General features: G+C 70.4%; 18 protein-coding genes and 1 pseudogene. 11 read left to right on the top strand and 8 right to left on the bottom strand.

Translation table 11 applies throughout. The features are described 5' to 3' along the window. Nucleotides 1-102: 102 nt before the first annotated feature. Nucleotides 103-570 (top strand): annotated as a pseudogene (locus GAS53_RS30425) (glutathionylspermidine synthase family protein); the annotation flags it as partial. A gap of 71 nt (nucleotides 571-641) precedes the next feature. Here the strand turns inward: GAS53_RS30425 and rocD are convergent. Then, nucleotides 642-1847 (bottom strand): ornithine--oxo-acid transaminase, encoded by a 1206-nt coding sequence (gene rocD / locus GAS53_RS30420; RefSeq protein WP_151480927.1) that lies wholly within the window; start codon nucleotides 1845-1847, stop codon nucleotides 642-644. A gap of 344 nt (nucleotides 1848-2191) precedes the next feature. Between rocD and GAS53_RS30415 the strand changes: the two genes are divergently transcribed. Continuing rightward, nucleotides 2192-3637, top strand: a complete 1446-nt coding sequence (locus GAS53_RS30415; protein WP_151480926.1) for a glycine hydroxymethyltransferase — start codon at nucleotides 2192-2194, stop codon at nucleotides 3635-3637. Nucleotides 3638-3953: 316 nt separating this feature from the next. On the opposite strand, the gene GAS53_RS30405 is transcribed toward GAS53_RS30415, so the two are convergent. From GAS53_RS30405 to GAS53_RS30390, 4 genes are all read right to left on the bottom strand, one after another. Beyond that, nucleotides 3954-4622: a hypothetical protein gene (locus GAS53_RS30405; RefSeq protein ID WP_225859181.1), complete on the bottom strand. Its 669-nt coding sequence runs from the start codon at nucleotides 4620-4622 to the stop codon at nucleotides 3954-3956. Between the two features lie 153 nt (nucleotides 4623-4775). Continuing rightward, nucleotides 4776-5528 carry a hypothetical protein gene (locus GAS53_RS30400; RefSeq protein WP_225859180.1) on the bottom strand — a complete coding sequence of 251 codons (753 nt, stop codon included), beginning with the start codon at nucleotides 5526-5528 and terminating at the stop codon, nucleotides 4776-4778. 144 nt (nucleotides 5529-5672) lie between these two features. Beyond that, nucleotides 5673-6542, bottom strand: coding sequence for a hypothetical protein (locus tag GAS53_RS30395; protein ID WP_151480925.1), 870 nt, complete (start codon nucleotides 6540-6542; stop codon nucleotides 5673-5675). Further along, nucleotides 6535-7155 carry an RNA polymerase sigma factor gene (locus GAS53_RS30390; RefSeq protein WP_151480924.1) on the bottom strand — a complete coding sequence of 207 codons (621 nt, stop codon included), beginning with the start codon at nucleotides 7153-7155 and terminating at the stop codon, nucleotides 6535-6537. Before GAS53_RS30390 ends, GAS53_RS30395 begins: the two co-directional genes overlap by 8 nt. Nucleotides 7156-7255: 100 nt before the next feature. Here GAS53_RS30390 and trpS point away from each other — a divergent pair, with 100 nt between their 5' ends. Both trpS and GAS53_RS30380 read left to right on the top strand, forming a co-directional pair. Further along, a complete protein-coding gene (gene trpS, locus GAS53_RS30385; RefSeq protein ID WP_151480923.1) occupies nucleotides 7256-8269 on the top strand; it encodes a tryptophan--tRNA ligase in 1014 nt (337 codons plus the stop codon). Between the two features lie 185 nt (nucleotides 8270-8454). Further along, nucleotides 8455-9033: a 2'-5' RNA ligase family protein gene (locus GAS53_RS30380; protein WP_151480922.1), complete on the top strand. Its 579-nt coding sequence runs from the start codon at nucleotides 8455-8457 to the stop codon at nucleotides 9031-9033. 230 nt (nucleotides 9034-9263) lie between these two features. Here the strand turns inward: GAS53_RS30380 and GAS53_RS30375 are convergent, their stop codons facing one another. Both GAS53_RS30375 and GAS53_RS30370 read right to left on the bottom strand, forming a co-directional pair. After that, the gene (locus GAS53_RS30375; RefSeq protein WP_151480921.1) at nucleotides 9264-10019 is read right to left on the bottom strand and encodes a decaprenylphospho-beta-D-erythro-pentofuranosid-2-ulose 2-reductase; all 756 of its coding nucleotides are present in this window, start codon (nucleotides 10017-10019) and stop codon (nucleotides 9264-9266) included. A 54-nt stretch (nucleotides 10020-10073) separates the two neighbouring features. Continuing rightward, entirely contained in the window at nucleotides 10074-11429 is a 1356-nt protein-coding gene (locus GAS53_RS30370; RefSeq protein WP_151480920.1) for an FAD-binding oxidoreductase, read from the bottom strand. A 132-nt stretch (nucleotides 11430-11561) separates the two neighbouring features. On the opposite strand from GAS53_RS30370, the gene GAS53_RS30365 reads away from it, so the two are divergent. Genes GAS53_RS30365 through GAS53_RS30350 form a run of 4 tightly spaced genes read left to right on the top strand, consistent with a single transcriptional unit; the run spans nucleotide 11562 to nucleotide 14491 of the window. After that, on the top strand, nucleotides 11562-12074 hold the full coding sequence (locus tag GAS53_RS30365) for a phosphatase PAP2 family protein (RefSeq protein WP_151480919.1): 513 nt from the start codon (nucleotides 11562-11564) through the stop codon (nucleotides 12072-12074). Beyond that, a complete protein-coding gene (locus tag GAS53_RS30360; RefSeq protein WP_151480918.1) occupies nucleotides 12067-13005 on the top strand; it encodes a decaprenyl-phosphate phosphoribosyltransferase in 939 nt (312 codons plus the stop codon). The genes GAS53_RS30365 and GAS53_RS30360 overlap by 8 nt, the downstream gene beginning before the upstream one ends. Next, a complete protein-coding gene (locus GAS53_RS30355; RefSeq protein WP_225859179.1) occupies nucleotides 13002-13469 on the top strand; it encodes a GtrA family protein in 468 nt (155 codons plus the stop codon). Before GAS53_RS30360 ends, GAS53_RS30355 begins: the two co-directional genes overlap by 4 nt. Next, the gene (locus GAS53_RS30350) at nucleotides 13457-14491 is read left to right on the top strand and encodes a YihY/virulence factor BrkB family protein (RefSeq protein WP_151480917.1); all 1035 of its coding nucleotides are present in this window, start codon (nucleotides 13457-13459) and stop codon (nucleotides 14489-14491) included. The genes GAS53_RS30355 and GAS53_RS30350 overlap by 13 nt, the downstream gene beginning before the upstream one ends. Here GAS53_RS30350 and GAS53_RS30345 read toward each other — a convergent pair. After that, on the bottom strand, nucleotides 14445-15797 hold the full coding sequence (locus tag GAS53_RS30345) for a D-alanyl-D-alanine carboxypeptidase family protein (protein WP_404829308.1): 1353 nt from the start codon (nucleotides 15795-15797) through the stop codon (nucleotides 14445-14447). The genes GAS53_RS30350 and GAS53_RS30345 overlap by 47 nt on opposite strands. Before the next feature lie 124 nt (nucleotides 15798-15921). Here GAS53_RS30345 and GAS53_RS30340 point away from each other — a divergent pair, with 124 nt between their 5' ends. From GAS53_RS30340 to GAS53_RS30330, 3 genes are all read left to right on the top strand, one after another. Then, nucleotides 15922-16164, top strand: coding sequence for an SCO4848 family membrane protein (locus tag GAS53_RS30340; protein ID WP_151480915.1), 243 nt, complete (start codon nucleotides 15922-15924; stop codon nucleotides 16162-16164). Nucleotides 16165-16179: 15 nt separating this feature from the next. After that, on the top strand, nucleotides 16180-17487 hold the full coding sequence (locus GAS53_RS30335) for a metallophosphoesterase (RefSeq protein WP_151480914.1): 1308 nt from the start codon (nucleotides 16180-16182) through the stop codon (nucleotides 17485-17487). 116 nt (nucleotides 17488-17603) lie between these two features. Continuing rightward, on the top strand, nucleotides 17604-18005 hold the full coding sequence (locus tag GAS53_RS30330) for an ATP-binding protein (protein WP_151480913.1): 402 nt from the start codon (nucleotides 17604-17606) through the stop codon (nucleotides 18003-18005). Nucleotides 18006-18018 lie beyond the last annotated feature (13 nt).

Genomic DNA, 18018 nt, shown 5'->3' with positions numbered 1-18018 from the left:
CGCAACTACCTGGCATTTCTCGGACTCGCCGCAGCCCTGTGCTGTTACAAGAGACTCGTCCGCCTCACCACGTAGGACACGGTCTAAGTCAGCCTGAAGTTGCCCTGGGAATGGCTCACCACCGACCGCTTCGCCCCGCACGTCCTCGCCACCCTCGACAACGGCGGCGGCACGGGTACGACGATGTGGATCGAGCCGGCCTGGAAGATGCTCCTCTCCAACAAGGCCCTCCTCGCCATCCTCTGGGAACTCCACCCGAACCACCCGAACCTCCTCCCGGCCTACCTCGACAGCCCGCGCGACCTGGCGTCGACGAAGGGGTACGTCGCCAAACCCCTCCTCGGCCGCGAGGGCGCCGGCGTCACCGTCCACGAGCCGGGCTCCGCCCCTGTCGCGCGCCAAGAACCCTGCTGCTACCAGGAGTTGGCTCCCCTCCCGTCCTTCGACGGCAATCGCGTCGTCCTTGGCACCTGGGTCGTCGAGAACGAGTCGGCGGGTCTCGGCATCCGCGAATCCTCCGGCCTGATCACAGACGAGTACGCCCGCTTCCTGCCTCACGTGGTCCTTTGACGCCGTGACGGCATGCGGCGCGGCTCGCTGGGTCCGTGGCGCCGACGCTCAGGTGCGTCGAGGCCCGACGGCTACGCGCCCAGAACCTCCCGCAGCTGCGCGAGCCCCCAGTCCAGGTCCTCCTTCCCGATCACGAGCGGCGGTGCGATCCGAACCGTGAACCCGTGGGTGTCCTTGACCAGCACACCCCGGTCCATCAGCTTCTCGGAGATCTCCCGGCCCGTGCCGTACGCCGGATCGATGTCGACCCCCGCCCACAGCCCACGCCCCCGCACCTGCGTCACCCTGCCCGTGCCTGCCAACAGCCCCAGCTCGCGGTGCAGATGCTCGCCCAGCTCGGCCGCACGCCGCTGGTACTCGCCCGACCGCAGCATCGCGATCACCTCCAGCGCCACCGCACAGGCCAGCGGATTCCCGCCGAACGTCGACCCGTGCTCACCCGGCCGGAACACCCCGAGGACCTCGCTCGACGACACCACCGCCGACACCGGCACGACCCCGCCCCCGAGCGCCTTGCCCAGCACATACATGTCCGGCACGACCCCCTCGTGCTCACACGCGAACGTCCGCCCCGTCCGGCCGAGGCCCGACTGGATCTCGTCCGCCACGAACAGCACGTTCCGCTCGCGCGTCAACTCCCGCACACCCGCGAGATAACCGGCAGGCGGCACCAGCACCCCCGCCTCACCCTGAATGGGCTCCAGCAGCACGGCCACCGTGTTCTCCGTGACCGCCGCTCGCATCGCCGTCAGGTCCCCGTACGGCACGATCTCGAAGCCCGGCGTGTACGGCCCGAAGTCCGCCCGCGCCTCCGGATCCGTCGAGAAGCTGATGATCGTCGTCGTACGCCCGTGGAAGTTGTTGCCCGCCACGACGATCTTCGCCATCCCGGCGGGCACGCCCTTGACCCGGTACCCCCACTTCCGCGCGGTCTTCACGGCCGACTCGACCGCCTCCGCGCCCGTGTTCATCGGCAGCACCATCTCCATGCCGCACAGCTCGGCCAGCCGCTTGCAGAACTCGGCGAACCGGTCGTGATGGAACGCCCGCGACGTCAGCGTCACCCTCTCCAGCTGCGCCTTGGCCGCCTCGATCAGCCGTCTGTTGCCGTGTCCGAAATTGAGCGCCGAGTACCCGGCCAGCAGATCCAGATAGCGGCGCCCCTCGACATCCGTCATCCACGCACCGTCAGCCGTCGCCACCACGACCGGCAGCGGGTGGTAGTTGTGCGCGCTGTGGGCTTCGGCCGAGGCGATGAGTTCTTCCGTAGCGGTCACGGCATCTCCGTTTCATGCAGGTTCCATATGGTTTCCTGCGGGTTCCATGCGGCGCCGGGCGGGCTTGTGGCCTATTTCCTATCGTCGCTCGCATGGTGGACGGGGGAACCCGATGATCCGGCGCGGCCGGTACGCTGATCCACGGGCCGTGACTGGCGCGCTGGGATGGGACCGACCATCGGGGAGCGGCCCGCGCTGTGCTTTCTCGGGGGACAACCCCCGGATCTCCGGCCGGACGACAGGTCCGCCGAGGGACCGGAGTGTCCGTGCGAGGAGTCGTGGCGACCGAGTGCCGTGCGCCTGGGCCGAACCGTGAACGCCGAACGCCACGTCCGGAGGCCGTCATGCCAGAGCCCCTCTCCACCGAATCCACCGCCTTCCGCAGCGCCCTCGAAGTGATCCGCGCCGTCGAGCCCCGGGTCGCCGACGCCATCGGCCAGGAAGTCGCCGACCAGCGCGAGATGCTCAAGCTGATCGCCTCCGAGAACTACGCCTCCCCGGCCACCCTCCTCGCGATGGGCAACTGGTTCAGCGACAAGTACGCCGAAGGCACCATCGGCCGCCGCTTCTACGCCGGCTGCCGCAACGTGGACACCGTCGAGGCCCTCGCCGCCGAGCACGCCCGCGAGCTCTTCGGCGCCGAGCACGCCTACGCACAGCCGCACTCCGGCATCGACGCCAACCTCGTCGCCTTCTGGGCCGTCCTCGCCCAGCGCGTCGAGGCCCCCGCCCTCCAGAAGGCCGGCGTCCGCAACGTAAACGACCTCTCCGAGGCCGACTGGGCCGAGCTGCGCCAGGCCTTCGGCAACCAGCGCATGCTCGGCATGTCCCTGGACGCCGGCGGCCACCTCACCCACGGCTTCCGCCCGAACATCTCCGGCAAGATGTTCGACCAGCGCTCCTACGGCACCGACCCCGCCACCGGCCTCATCGACTACGAGGCCCTGCGCACCTCCGCCCGTGATTTCAAGCCCCTGATCATCGTCGCCGGCTACTCCGCCTACCCCCGTCTCGTGAACTTCCGGATCATGCGCGAGATCGCCGACGAGGTCGGTGCCACGCTCATGGTCGACATGGCGCACTTCGCCGGTCTCGTCGCCGGCAAGGTCCTCACCGGCGACTTCGACCCGATCCCGCACGCCCAGATCGTCACCACGACCACCCACAAGTCGCTGCGCGGCCCGCGCGGCGGCATGGTCCTGTGCGACTCCTCGCTCGCCGACCAGGTCGACCGCGGCTGCCCGATGGTTCTCGGTGGCCCCCTCCCGCACGTCATGGCCGCCAAGGCGGTCGCGCTCGCCGAGGCCCGCCGTCCCGAGTTCCGCGACTACGCCCAGGCCGTCGTCGACAACTCCCGCGCCCTCGCCGAGGGCCTGATGCGCCGCGGCGCCACGCTGGTCACCGGTGGCACCGACAACCACATCAACCTCATCGACGTCGCCTCCTCCTATGGCCTCACCGGCCGCCAGGCCGAGTCCGCCCTGCTCGACTCGGGCATCGTCACCAACCGCAACGCCATCCCGGCCGACCCCAACGGCGCCTGGTACACCTCGGGCATCCGCATCGGCACGCCCGCGCTGACCACCCGCGGCCTCGGCGCCGCCGAGATGGACGAGATCGCCGGCCTGATCGACCGCGTCCTCGCCACCACGGAACCCGGCACGACCGCCAAGGGCGCCCCCTCCAAGGCCCAGCACGTCCTGGACCCGAAGATCGCGGACGAGATCTCCCACCGGGCCACCGACCTCCTGACCGGCTTCCCGCTCTACCCGGAGATCGACCTCGGCTGAGACCACGGGCCCAGAGACCACGGGCCCAGAGACCACGGGCCCAGAGACCACGGGCCCAGAGACCACGGGCCCAGAGACCACGGGCCCAGAGACTGCGGGCTCAGAGACTGTGGGCTCAGGGCAGTGGGCTCATGGACTGCGGGCCCAGAGACCGCGGACTCTGAGACCGTGGGCCCCGAGACCGCAGACCCTGAAGCCGCACCGCCCGAGGCCGCGATCCGATACTCCGGCTCCCGCTCCGGTCCGGGCTCCGGTTCCGGTCCGGGTCCGGCTCCGGTCCCGCTCGGGTTCGGGCCCGGGCTCGGCCGGAGTCGCCTCACAAGTCGATCAATTCCTGTCGTGACTCCCGCGGCGGCCACGGCTCACGCCCGGCCGCCGCGCGGCGTATCAGCAGGGTGCCGCCCGAGCCGAGGGCGAGGCCCGCCGCGAGTCCCGGTATCGCCCACCACGCGCCGTCCGCGGAACGGGATCCGCCGTCCGCCGTGGGCCGGGAGCCGAACAGCTCGCTCCGCTCCAACTGGTCGTAGACCGACCGCGGTGCCCGATGCCAGCGGATGTCGTCGTCGTTCACGTCGAGTGCCGGGTCGCTCCGTATCCAGGGCGTGCCGTCCTCCGCGAGGAGCACCTGGTCCTGGCGCCCCAGGTAAGTGTCGCCCCCGGGCGCACTGTCCGTCTCCGGCCAGCCACCCACACCGGTCGTTCCCCAGATCACGGTGGCCCGCACGGCAGGGAAGCGGCCCTCGATCCAGTCCTGCGGAACCTTCTCCATGTCCGTCGCGGACGGCCTCAGCAACTGCCAGAGCCTCGCGAAGTCCGAATCCCCGGAGCGCACGCTCGTCGTCCGCCCCGTACCGTCGCCCGCCATGACGACCGCCAGATTCGGGGCGTCGGGACCCGGCCCCGGGGCGGCGACCGGCGCGGCGTGCGCTCGAGGCACCCCGACTCCCGCGAGAGCCGCGATGACGAGCGCGGCCACGGCGAACACGCCTCGGGCAGGCACCCCGCCGCCCAGGGCAACGGTTCGGGCAGCCCTCACTCGTCCGGCCCGCACTTTCATGACTCCCGCCTCACGGTTCCCCCTCACAAGCCCCGCCGGCCGTAACTCCCCCCGCAACGCATCCCCCACGAAGAATCCCCCTCAGACATCCCTCAGCTCCTGTCGAGGCCCCGCCTCCCGCTCCCTCCACCGGCCCAGTTGCCGCACCCTCGGCGACCGCATGACGAACGGCCGCAGTGCCAGCGCCAGCACAGCCCCGGTCACCAGTCCTGGTATCGCCCACCACCAGTCGGTGCCGTCGTCCGCCGCCGCTGCGGTCGCCGTGCGGGACTGCTCCGCAGGCACCGGCGCAGGTGCCGCGGAGGCGCCCTCCGTCGCCTCCCAGGGCGCCGGATAGATGGCCCCGGCGCCGTCACCGGTCAGCTCGCCCAACACGCCGAGTTGCTTCAACAGCGCCCGCACGGCGTCCGGTTGCTCGGCCTTGTGCCAGTAGCCGTTCATGGTCTCCGGAACGTTGGTCGCCGTGTGTATCCAGACCTCCTTGGTGTCAGGTGTGTCCGGGTAGACGCGGTCGACCCGCCAGGGCCACACGTCATGGGCCATCCAGGTGACATTGATCTGTCGGCCGCTGCCTATACCAAGACCCGGCGGTTCCTCACGGGTGCCGGTGCCCGGCTTGCCGAGGAGGCGCTCCAACTCCCCGTACTCCTTGTTGGAGTTGTAGAGCGCCGCGCTCTGCGCGCTCTCCGGCGAGACCACCAGCACACTCGTCGGGCCGCCGGCCGTCGCGGTGGGCGCGCTCAGCACCACCAGGCCGAGCGCCATCAGCCATCCCGTGATTCCGATCCCCGTCCATCCCCACATCCCCGTCGCCAGTGCACGAACCCTGCGCATCCGACACCCCCCAACCGGTCCCGGTGCGGCCCGCCCGCACCCGTGTGTCACTTCTGGTACACCGCTCGACCCACCGGGGTTCCCACTCTGCGGCGACCAAAAAAATCCATCCCGGCATCGCTTCGGCATCGACCAAAGCTGCCGCTAGTTCAGCGACTTCGCGATCTCCACCGCACGGTCCTGGGACGCCACACCTTCCAGCCGGAGCGTCATGTCACCCTCGTGCATCCACAGCAGCGTGGGCCCCGCGGTCCGCTCGGAGCGGGTGAAGTCGCCGTCCCCGTCCACCAGCCAGAGCTGCAGGAGATGAGGCTTGGGGAACCACAGCGCCCTGCGCTCGACGGCGTCCGCGTCCCCGCTCAGCGGCACGTCCTTCCACGGCTCCTGCACGAGCTTGGTGAAGCCGGGACTCAACGCCGCCGGATACTCGTCCAGCCGGACGGTGTGCCCCTGCTCGCGCCAGCACAGGCTGATCAGGAACCGCCCCTGCGGCTCACGGGTCACCGTCACCGCCTCCGGTGTCCCCAGGGCAGGGGGCGTGAACGGCGCGAACCCGGCCCGCCGCTCGGCCTCGGCGAGTGTGAGAGAAGGGCCGCCGCACCCGGGCACCTCGGCCCCTGGCGAGGGCGTCGCCGACGGGTCGTACCGCACCTCGACCCCGCCGAAGTCGAACCAGTCGATGACCGCGGCACGCACCGGAGGCGTGAGCACGAGGACCGTCAGCAGCCCGCACAGCCCCGCGGTCAGCGCGCGCCGGCGCAGCCGCGCCCAGCGGCGCACCGCCCTCAGCCGCTCGCCAGGTCCCAGCGGCTCGGCCACGGGGACCGGCACCCGCTCGGCGAGTATCTGCTCCAGCACCCGCTCGACCATCGACTCGCTTCCGGCCGCCCCGGGCCGGTCCAGCGACCGCCCGAGCGCCCGCAACTCCTCGGGCAGCCGCGAGGCACCCTCACGCTCACGCCGGCTCCGGTCGCCGGAGGGCTCCCCGCCCCCCTCCTCGTACGACTCACTCATGCTCATCACCTCCTTCCTGAGGTCCTCGAGGTTCCTGTGGCTCGAAGTCCGGCAGCAGTCTGCCCAGCTTCCGCAGCGCGCGGTTGAGCCGGGATTTCACCGTCCCGCGTGGCCAGCCCAGGGCCTGGGCCGTCTCCGACTCGTCCATCTCCAGCAGATAGCGGTAGGTGACGACCAGGCGGTGCTCCTCGTTCAGTCTTTCCAGAGCGGCCAGCAGCGCCGCCCTGCGCTCGACCTCCAGCGCCGCGACCGCGGGGTCCGCCGATTCCGGTATCAGCGGCTCCGCCTCCACGAGTGCGGCCTCGCGGCCGGCCAGGGTCCGCTGGCGCACCGCCGTCCGCACTGTGTTCCTCGTCTCATTGGCGACGATCGAGAGCAGCCATGGCTTGAATGCCGCGCCGTCCCGAAAGCGCCCCAAGGAGCAGTAGGCCTTGAAGAAGGCCTGCTGCACCACGTCCTCCGCGTCCGCACCCGCCCCCAGTGCCGCGGCCGCCCTGAGCGCGAGGCCCGTATGGGCACGCACCAGCTCCGCATACGCCTCCGGCTCTCCGGCGCGTACACGTGCGATTACCGCGGCCTCATCGACGATGCGGCCCCCCTCCCGCGTCCTCACACTCTTGTTACACCGCCGGAGACGGATCGGTTCCCACCTGTGTCACATCTGTTTCCGACCAGTTCCGGAGCGGCCCCCGACACCTGAGAGAATGGTGAGTATGGCTTCAGACCGTCCCCGCGTGCTCTCCGGAATCCAGCCCACCGCAGGCTCGTTCCACCTCGGCAACTACCTCGGCGCCGTCCGCCAGTGGGTGGCTCTGCAGGAGTCCCACGACGCGTTCTACATGGTCGTCGACCTGCACGCGATCACCATGCCGCAGGACCCCGCGGACCTGCGCGCCAACACCAGGCTCGCCGCCGCCCAGCTGCTGGCCGCGGGCCTCGACCCGGAGCGCTGCACGCTCTTCGTCCAGAGCCATGTCCCCGAGCACGCGCAGCTCGCCTGGATCATGAACTGCCTCACCGGTTTCGGCGAGGCGTCCCGCATGACCCAGTTCAAGGACAAGTCCGCCAGGCAGGGCGCCGACCGTGCCTCGGTCGGCCTCTTCACGTACCCGATCCTGCAGGTCGCGGACATCCTGCTGTACCAGGCCAACGAGGTCCCCGTGGGTGAGGACCAGCGCCAGCACATCGAGCTGACGCGTGACCTCGCCGAGCGGTTCAACGGCCGCTTCGGGGAGACGTTCACCGTGCCGAAGCCGTACATCCTCAAGGAGACGGCGAAGATCTTCGATCTTCAGGACCCGACGATCAAGATGAGCAAGTCGGCGTCGACTCCGAAGGGCCTCATCAACCTCCTCGACGAGCCGAAGGCCACCGCCAAGAAGGTCAGGAGCGCGGTCACCGACACGGACACGGTGATCAGGTACGACGCCGAGAACAAGCCGGGCATCAGCAACCTGCTGACCATCTACTCCACCCTCACCGGGACCGGTATCCCGGAACTGGAGCAGAAGTACGTCGGCAAGGGCTACGGTGCGCTCAAGACGGAGCTCGCCGAGGTCATGGTCGACTTCGTGACGCCGTTCCGGGAGCGCACCCAGCAGTATCTGGACGACCCGGAGACGCTCGACTCGATCCTGGCCAAGGGTGCGGAGAAGGCCCGCGCCGTCGCCGCGGAGACGCTCTCCCAGACGTACGACAGGGTGGGTTTCCTGCCTGCCAAGCACTGACTGCCGGGACGACAGCCAGGGCGCGGCAGTCAGTACGAGACCAGGGCAACACCGGCACGACAGCCGGTACGGGGCCGCACGGCCGTACAGTCGATAGCCGAACCGGCAGCAACCCCTGCCGCGAAGAACACCAACACAACGCAGCACCAACACGACGGAATACCGACACAACGACAGGAGACGACGTGGGGACCGTAACGATCGGTGTGTCGATCGCGGTCCCGGAGCCACACGGCAGCCTGCTCCAGGAGCGGCGCGCGGGCTTCGGTGACCCCGCGGCTTCCGGCATCCCCACGCACGTCACACTGCTGCCGCCGACCGAGGTCGAGGACTCGGCGCTGCCCGCGATCGAAGCGCATCTCGTCGAGGTCGCGGCCGCCGGCCGCCCCTTCCCGATGCGGCTGTCCGGGACGGGCACGTTCCGTCCGCTGTCTCCCGTTGTGTACGTGCAGGTCGTCGAGGGGGCCGAGGCCTGCACCTGGCTGCAGAAGCAGGTCAGGGACGCGTCCGGGCCCGTGGCGCGCGAGCTGCAGTTCCCGTACCACCCGCATGTGACGGTGGCGCACGGCATCGAGGACGAGGCGATGGACCGGGCGTTCGAGGAGCTCGCGGAGTACGCGGCCGAGTGGCCGTGCACCGGCTTCGCGCTCTACGAACAGGGGGCCGACGGCGTGTGGCGCAGGCTGCGCGACTTCGTCTTCGGGGGCGCGGTCGTGCCGCCGCAGGCGACCCATGCGGAGCGGGGCCCGCTTCCGGCCCGCTGACCGGTCTGGAGCGCTTGGGGGTGGGGGTCCGGGGTGGTGTGTTCGGTGCGGGTTGGTTTGGGCTGAGCGCGCAGTTCCCCGCGCCCCTTACGGGGCGCCCGGCCGCGGCCCGGGATGGCAGCCGCCGGAGCAACCACAGTCGCCGGAACGGCCCTGCGGCCCGGATCGGCAGCTGCCGGAACAGCCCCCGTATCCCTCAATCGGCAGCCGCCGGAGCGCACCCCGCATCCCTACATCGGCAGCCGTCGGAACACCCCCCGCGGCACATTCCTCAGCGCCGACATGACCAGCCGCAGGGTCCCCGGCACCCACACCGTCTCGGAGCGTCGGCGTAGGCCCGTTTCGATGGCTGTGGCGACTGCCTCCGGGGTCGTTGCGAGCGGTGCTTCCGGTAGCCCCGTCGTCATCTTCGAGCGGACGAAGCCGGGGCGTACGACCATGACGTGGACGCCTGTGCCGTGGAGGGCGTCGCCCAGGCCCTGGGCGAAGGCGTCGAGGCCCGCCTTGCTCGACCCGTAGATGAAGTTGGCGCGGCGGGCACGCTCGCCGGCCACCGAGGAGAGTACGACCAGGGAGCCGTGTCCCTGGGCCTGGAGTGCCCGGGCGCACACCAGCCCGGACGACACCGCGCCCGTGTAGTTGGTCTGGGCGACACGGACCGCCGAGCCGGGCTCGTTCTCGTCGCGCGACTGGTCGCCGAGGACGCCGAACGCGAGCAGCACCATGTCGATGTCGCCCTCGGCGAAGACCTTGCCGAGCGCTCTCTCGTGGGCGTCGGGGTCGAGCGCGTCGAAGGCGACGGTACGGACGTCCGCGCCGAGTTCGCGCAACCCCGAGGCGGCCGTTTCCAGGGCGGGGGAGGGGCGCCCCGCGAGCCACACTGTGCGGGTACGGCGGACGATCAGCCGCCGCGCGGTGGCGAGCGCGATCTCGGACGTGCCGCCGAGGACGAGCAGGGACTGGGGAGCACCGAAGGCGTCCTTCATGAAACCGAACTCCTATAGAGAGGGTAGGAAAACCAAACTCGCGAGTGGCTCACGTCAGAGGCCGAGGCGCCGGGACAGGTCCGAGGTGAACGCCCCGCCCGGGTCCAACTCCCCGCGCAGCGCCCGGAATTCGGCGAGCCGCGGATACATCGCCGCGAGCAGTTCGGGCCGCAGCCGGGAGTCCTTGGCGAGGTAGACACGCCCGTCGGCAGCGGCTACCTCCTCGTCCAGCTCGTCCAGGAAGCCGCCGAGCCCCGGCAGGTTCGCGGGGATGTCCAGCGCGAGCGTCCAGCCGGGCATCGGGAAGGACAGCCAGCCCGGGTCGCCCTCCCCGAACCGCTTCAGGACGGCGAGGAAGGAGGGGCAGCGGCGCTGCGAGATGCGGTGCACGATCCGGCGCAGGGCGTCCTCCCGGCCGTATCCGACGACGAACTGGTACTGCACGAAACCGCCCCGCCCGTAGACGCGGTTCCAGTGCGGCACACCGTCGAGCGGGTGGAAGAAGGTGGAGATCTTCTGCAGTTCGCCGGCACGCGCGCGTGGCGCCTTCCGGTACCAGAGCTCATTGAAGAGGCCGACCGCCCTACGGCCGAGCAGGCCTTCGGGTACGAAGGAGGGAGCGGCGGGAAAGCGGCCGGGGCGGAACTCCAATGGGGCTCTACGCGCGCGCGTGCCGTTGGACAGCGCCTCCAGGGGAGCGTGATCGCCCCGGGTCAGCACGGAGCGCCCCATGGACGTGCCGCGGGCCAGCAGATCGATCCAGGCGACCGAGTAGCGGTAGCGGTGGTCGGTGGCCGTGAGACGGGCCATCAAGTCGTCCAGGTCCGTGGCGCGTTCGGTGTCGACGGACATCAACGAGGTCTCGACGGGCTGCAGTCGGACGGTTGCCGTGAGGATGGCGCCCGTCAGGCCCATGCCGCCGGCCGTGGCGTCGAAGAGGGGTGTGCCGCAGCTCACCGTACGGATCTCGCCGTCCGCCGTCAGCAGCTCGAAAGAGAGCACATGACGGGCGAACGAGCCCGACACATGGTGGTTCTTGCCGTGGATGTCCGCGCCGATCGCCCCGCCGACCGTCACATAGCGGGTCCCGGGCGTCACCGGCACGAACCAGCCCAGTGGCAGCAGGACTTCCATGAGCCGGTGCAGCGACACCCCGGCGTCGCACAGCACGGTCCCGCCGTCGGCGTCGATCGCGTGGATGCGGTCAAGGCCCGTCATGTCGAACACGGCCCCGCCCGCGTTCTGCGCCGCGTCCCCGTACGCCCGCCCCAGGCCCCTTGGGATGCCCCCGCGGGCCCCGCACTCCCGGACGGCGGCGACGGCCTCCTCGTACGTGCGTGGGCGGACCAGACGGGCGGCGGTGGGGGCGGTGCGGCCCCACCCCGTGACGGAGACGGTGTCGGCAGGCATGCCAGTGACCGTATCGCCCATGAATGGGCGTTAGTTCGCTAACGCCCATCCTCTCCCCGAAATGGGTGATTAATGGGATGTCGCTCAATATTGCCGGACTTCCTGCGGCGCCGACGTGAACAGTGAGTCCACATGGACGACCTCGACGACATGGACCGCCGACTCCTGTCAGCCCTCCGCGACTGCGCCACGGACCCACGTGTCGCGGCGGCCGCACGCACCCTGTCCTGGGTGGGGGAACACGGCGCGCTGTGGCTCGCGGCCGGTCTCGCGGGTGCCGCCACGGACCGGCCGCGGCGTCGCGCCTGGCTGCGCGGTACGGCCCTGACCGCGGGCGCGCACCTCGCCAGCATGGGCGTCAAACGGCTCGTACGCCGCCCGCGCCCAGGACACGTCGAGCCGCTGGTCCGCACTGTCGGCCGGCACTCCTTCCCCAGTTCCCACGCCACGTCCGCGGCGGCCGCCGCCGTGGCCTATGGGGCGCTGGGCGCGCGCGTGGTGCCACCGCTGGCCGCCGCGATGTGCGTCTCGCGGCTGGTCGTCGGCGTCCACTACCCCTCGGACGTGGCGGCTGGCGCGGCCCTCGGCGCGGCGACGGCCCGTCTCGGGGCCCACTGGATGACAGGAGGCCGCGACCATGGCTGAAACGGCCCTCCTGGAGAGGACACAGCGGAAACAGCGCGCCCCCGGGAAAAGTGGCCTCCTAAGAGGGCTGATCAGGACCGCCCGTCCAAAACAGTGGGTCAAAAACGTCCTGGTGATCGCCGCTCCGGCAGCGGCGGGCGAGCTCTTCTCACGCCACGCGCTCACCCAGATCGCGCTCGTCTTCGTACTGTTCACGGCCTGCGCCGCCGGCGTCTACCTGGTCAACGACGCGCGGGACGCCGAAGCCGACCGCGCCCACCCGGTCAAGCGCCACCGTCCGGTCGCCGCCGGCGAGGTGCCCGTTCCGGTCGCCTACTCCGTGGGGATCGTGCTCGCCGTCGTCGCCCCCACCGCGGCCGCGCTCCTGTGTTCCCCGCTCACCTCGGCGCTGCTGACCGCCTACCTGGGCATGCAGCTCGCGTACTGCGTCAGCCTCAAGCACGTCCTCGTCGTCGATCTCGTCGTGGTGACCACCGGGTTCCTGATGCGGGCCATGATCGGCGGGCTCGCGCTGGGGATTCCGCTGTCGCGCTGGTTCCTCATCACGACGGGCTTCGGCGCGCTGTTCATGGTCTCCGCCAAGCGCTACTCCGAAGCCGTGCAGATGGCCGGGAAAGCGGGCGCCACGCGCGCGTTGCTCACCGAATACACCACCGGCTACCTGCGCTTCGTCTGGCAGCTCGCGGCCGGAGTCGCCGTCCTCGGCTACTGCCTGTGGGCCCTGGAGGAGGGCGGTGTACCGCACACCAGCGTGCTGCCCTGGCGGCAGCTGTCGATGGTCCCCTTCATCCTCGCGGTCCTGCGGTACGCGGTCTTCGCCGACCGCGGCACCGCCGGTGAACCCGAGGACGTGGTCCTGCGCGACCGCGCCCTCGCCCTCATCGGCGTGGCGTGGCTGGCGATGTACGGCTTGGCGGTGGCCGACTGGTGAGTCACGTGCAGCAGTTGAAGGCCCGTCGGCCGCGGACCCGGCGCCCCGGAGCCCGGGAACTGCTCGGCTTCGCCACGGCCGGGCTCCTCGCGTACGCGGCCGACCTCGCGCTCTTCGTGTGGCTGCGCGGCCCCGTCGGCCTGGACCCGCTGACCGCCAAGGCCCTGTCGTTCGTGGCGGGCTGCTCGGTCGCGTACGCGGGCAACGCGCTCGGCACCTACCGGCACACGACGACGCGAGGCCCGCGCCAGTACGGGATCTTCTTCGCAGTGAACATCGCCGGCGCCCTCGTGCAGCTGCTGTGCATCCTCGTCAGCCACTACGGCCTCGGGTTCACCTCCCCGCGCGCGGACACCGTGTCGGGCGCCGGAATCGGTATGGCGCTCGCCACTGTCCTGCGCTTTTGGGGTACCCGCACATTGGTTTTCCGAGGCGAGGGCAGAGTCGGATCATGGACTGGCTGAAAAAGCTCCCCGGCGTGGGCCCGTTGGTCACGCGGCTGATGGCCACGCACGCGTGGCGCTCGTACGAACGACTGGACCGGGTGAAGTGGACCCGGCTCGCCGCGGCGATGACCTTCATCAGCTTCGTCGCGCTGTTCCCGCTGATCACCGTCGCCGCCGCCATCGCCGCCGCGACGCTCGACGAGAAGGGGCAGCGGACACTCGAGGACAAGATCGCCGAGCAGGTGCCGGGCATCTCCGACCAGCTCGACATCGGCGGTCTCGTCGACAACGCCGGCACGGTCGGCATCATCGCGGGCGCGCTGCTGCTGTTCACCGGCATCGGCTGGGTCGGTTCGATGCGCGAATGCCTGCGTGCGGTCTGGGAGCTGCCGGACGACGAGGAGAACCCCGTCCTGCGCAAGCTCAAGGACGGCGGCGTACTCGTCGGCCTCGGCGGCGCCGTGCTCGTCACGATCGCCGCGTCCACCGTCGCGTCGACCGCGGTGGGCTGGACGGCCCGGCAGCTCGGTATCGACGAGGGTGGCTGGGGCGGGGTGCTGCTGCGGATCGCCGCGTTCGCCGTGGCCGTCCTCGCGGACTTCCTGCTGCTCCTGTACATCCTGACGCTGCTGCCCGGCGTGCAGCCGGCGCGGCGGCGGCTGGTCGTCGCCGCACTGATCGGCGCCGCCGGGTTCGAACTGCTGAAGCTGCTGCTCAGCGGCTATATGCAGGGTGTCGCGTCGAAGAGCATGTACGGGGCGTTCGGGGTGCCCATCGCCTTGCTGCTGTGGATCAACTTCACGGCCAAGCTGCTGCTGTTCTGCGCCGCCTGGACGGCGACGCAGCACGACGAGTCCGCCGAGTCGGACGGACCGGCCGGGCCCGATGAACCGGCCGGGTCCGATGAACCGGCCGGATCCGCCGACGAGTCCGCCGCGTCCGGCAAGACCACCGGATCGGGCAAGTCCGCCGGAGCAAGCAGATCCGCCGGAGTCAGCGGCGGCGGCGCATCAGGTCGGGCAGCGGCCAGCGGCGGTTGATCACGAAGACACCGGCCGCGAGGAGGACGAGGACGCCGCCGGTGATCGCCAGGGCGATGCCGATGCCGCTCGAACCCGCCTCCGCAGAGGAGGCCACGGGCTTCGTCGAAGGCTTCCCGTCACCGGAACCGCCCGCCTCGCCGGAGGCGTTCGCGCCCGGCTGCGCGCTCGTGTCCGCGCTCTTCGGCGGCACCAGCTCGCCCACCGGGTCGACCTTGCCGGCCGCCTGGAAGCCCCAGTCGAGGAGCTTGGCGGTCTCCTTGTAGACCTGGTCGTGCTCGTCCTTCTCCGGGTTCATGACCGTGACGAGCAGCACCTTGCCGTCGCGTTCGGCGACGCCCGTGAAGGTCGAGCCCGCGTTCGTGGTGTTGCCGTTCTTCACACCCGCGATGCCTTTGTAGGAGTCGAGTCCGTAGTCGCCGGTCAGCAGCCGGTTGGTGTTCTGGATCTCGAAGGACTTGCGGGTCGTCTTGCCCTTCTTGTTCTTCTTGGTCTCGCCCGGGAACTGCGCGCGGACCGTCGAGCAGTACTCCCGGAAGTCCTTCTTCTGCAGGCCGGAGCGGGCGATCAGGGTCAGGTCGTACGCCGACGACACCTGCCCCTTCTCGTCGTAGCCGTCCGGGCTGACGACGTTGGTGTCGAGGGCCTGGAGCTCCTCGGCGTGCGCGTTCATGTCCTTGACGGTCGGGTCGACGCCGCCGTTCATCGCGGACAGCACGTGGACGGCGTCGTTGCCGGAGCGAAGGAAGACACCGAGCCACAGATCGTGGACCGTGTACGTCTCGTCCTCCTTGACGCCCACCATGCTGGAGCCCGAGCCGATGCCCGCCAGATCGGTGGGTACGACCTTGTGCTTCTGCGTCTTCGGGAACTTGGGCAGCAGGGTGTCGGCGAACAGCATCTTCAGGGTGCTCGCCGGGGGCAGCCGCCAGTGCGCGTTGTGCGCGGCCAGGACATCGCCGGACTCGGCGTCCGCGACGACCCAGGAACGGGCGCTCAGATCCTTCGGGAGGACCGGGGCGCCGGTCCCGAGGTTCGCCTGGGTGCCGGGCCGGCCGAGCTGGGCGCCGCCCACGGTCGACATGTCCGCCGGGGGTGTGGCCGACGGACTGGCGGACGCCGAGCCCGACGGCGACGTCGACGGCGAGCCCGACGTCGACGGAGTTGTCGACGGAGTCGCCGACGGGGTTGATGTCGGCTTGTCGTCCGCGAAGGCCGGCGCGGTGGCGGTCGCCGTGAGCGCGAGCGAGAAGGACAACAGAGTGGCGGAGGTGACCAGCAAGGATGACTTGGTGGTCTTTTTCATGGCGGACACGGTCGAGAACGTACATGGCCGTGGGCGGGAAGTCCCGCGGCCCTCCCCGCCGTCGTGGCCGCCGTGCTCTCCACCCCGGGCGCCGGTTCCGTTCGACGGCGGTGATACTGAACGTATGAAGCTCAGCCGTCCCGTCTCCTGGTTCCTGCTCGCCTTCGGAGTGTGGAGCTGGGTCATCTGGATCACTTTCGTCAAGAACCTGTGGAAGGACGGCAGCGGGCTCGCCTTCGACGACGCGGGCGATCCGACCGGGTACTTCTGGGTGCACCTGACGCTCGCCGTTGTCTCCTTTGTCTTGGGGACGGTCGTCGGGGGCATCGGGTTGCGCGGTGTTCGAGCCATGCGTCACACGTCATAACGGGAGAGTCACCGCGTGGTCATCGTGTTTCTGGTCCTGGCCCTCGCCGTGTTCGGCGGGCTGCACTGGTACCTGTGGCGTCGGCTGGTCCGTGACACGACGGCCCGGCCGGGGCTTGCCCGGCGTGTGGGTACGGTCGTGGTCGTCGTCGGACCGGTCCTCATGTTCGCGGGGGTCGCCTCCGAGCGGGCGGGAGCGCCGTTCTGGCTGCAGCAGGTGCTGACCTGGCCAGGGTTCCTGTGGATGGCGCTGTCCATCTATCTCCTGCTGGCACTGCTGGTCGGGGAGGTCGTACGGCCGCTGCTGAGGCGGATCCTGGAGCGGCGGGCGGCGACCGACGCGGCGACGGTGGGCGTACGCGAGGTCGCACCCGTACCCGCGGGTGCTCCCGCCCTGGAAGCCGAGTCCTCCCCCGAAGCCGAGCCCTCTTCTGAAGCCCAGTCCTCCCCCGAAGCCCAGCCCGAGGACACCGAGAAGCCGGTGCCCGCGGCCACCGGCCCCTCGCGCCGTCTCTTCGTCTCCCGCGTCGTGGGTGGGGCCGCCGCGGCTGCCGCGGTGGGAACGGTCGGATACGGGACGTACGGCGTCCTGAGGGGCCCCAAGGTGAAACGGGTCACCGTGCCCCTGGCGAAGCTCCCGAGGGCCGCACACGGGTATCGGATCGCCGTCGTCAGCGACATTCACCTCGGGCCTGTGCTCGGGCGTGGGTTCGCCCAGAAGGTCGTCGACACGATCAACTCGACGCAGCCCGACCTCATTGCCGTCGTGGGGGACCTCGTCGACGGCAGCGTGAAGGACCTCGGGCCCGCCGCCGCGCCGCTCGCCCAGCTGAAGGCGCGGCACGGATCGTTCTTCGTCACGGGTAACCACGAGTACTTCTCCGGGGCCGAGGAGTGGGTCTCGCACGTACGGGAACTGGGGCTGCGGCCGCTGGAGAACGCCCGTACGGAGTTGGCTGATTTCGACCTCGCTGGCGTCAATGACATCGCGGGCGAGGACGAGGGGCAGGGGCCCGACTTCGCGAAGGCGCTCGGGGACCGGGACCGGGCGCGGGCGTGTGTGCTGCTCGCTCATCAGCCCGTGCAGATTCATGACGCCGTCGACCACGGGGTGGATCTTCAGCTCTCCGGGCACAGCCACGGGGGCCAGTTGTGGCCCGGGAACTTCCTCGCGGGTCTTGCCAATCCGACCGTGGCCGGTCTGGAGCGTTACGGGGACACGCAGTTGTACGTCTCGCGGGGCGCGGGTGCCTGGGGGCCGCCGACCAGGGTGGGTGCGCCGTCCGACATCACGGTCGTGGAGCTCGCCTCCAGGCAGGCCTGAGGCGGAACCCCGCGGAACTGACGCGTTCACGCGGGGTTGACGATCGCGCGAGTGACGCGATGGGCTCACTTCACGCAGACCATGTGACAGAGGTGTGCGCGGGGTGAGGAGCAAACGTGTTGAGACGCAACTCCTTCCGGTTGCCCCGGCATCCGGCTTCGGTCGGGCTTGCCCGGCGCCGGGTGCGCGACCATCTGTCGAACTGGGGGCACAGCGCGGGTGAGCCGGCATTCGAGGACGTCGTGCTGCTGGTGTCCGAGCTGGCGACGAACGCGGTGCGGCACGGGCCGCTGCTGGAGCGGGAGTTCGAGGTTGCGGTGACCGCGCTCGCGGACGGGTCCTGTCTTATCGAGGTTTCCGACGAGAGTCCTGTCCAGCCTCGGTTGCGGGTGGTCGGGGAGTACGACGAGGAGTCCGGGCGGGGGTTGCGTCTGGTGGAGAACCTCACGACCGCCTGGGGGGTGTGGAGTCGGGGGAGGCACGGGAAGACGGTCTGGGCGTTGGTCTCTGCGCCGTAGCTCCGCCGGTTGG

Source organism: Streptomyces albicerus, assembly GCF_008905045.1.
In the GTDB taxonomy this organism is placed as follows: domain Bacteria; phylum Actinomycetota; class Actinomycetes; order Streptomycetales; family Streptomycetaceae; genus Streptomyces; species Streptomyces albicerus.
Note: the sequence above shows the minus strand (reverse complement) of the source record. Positions and strands in the feature narration are given on the sequence as shown.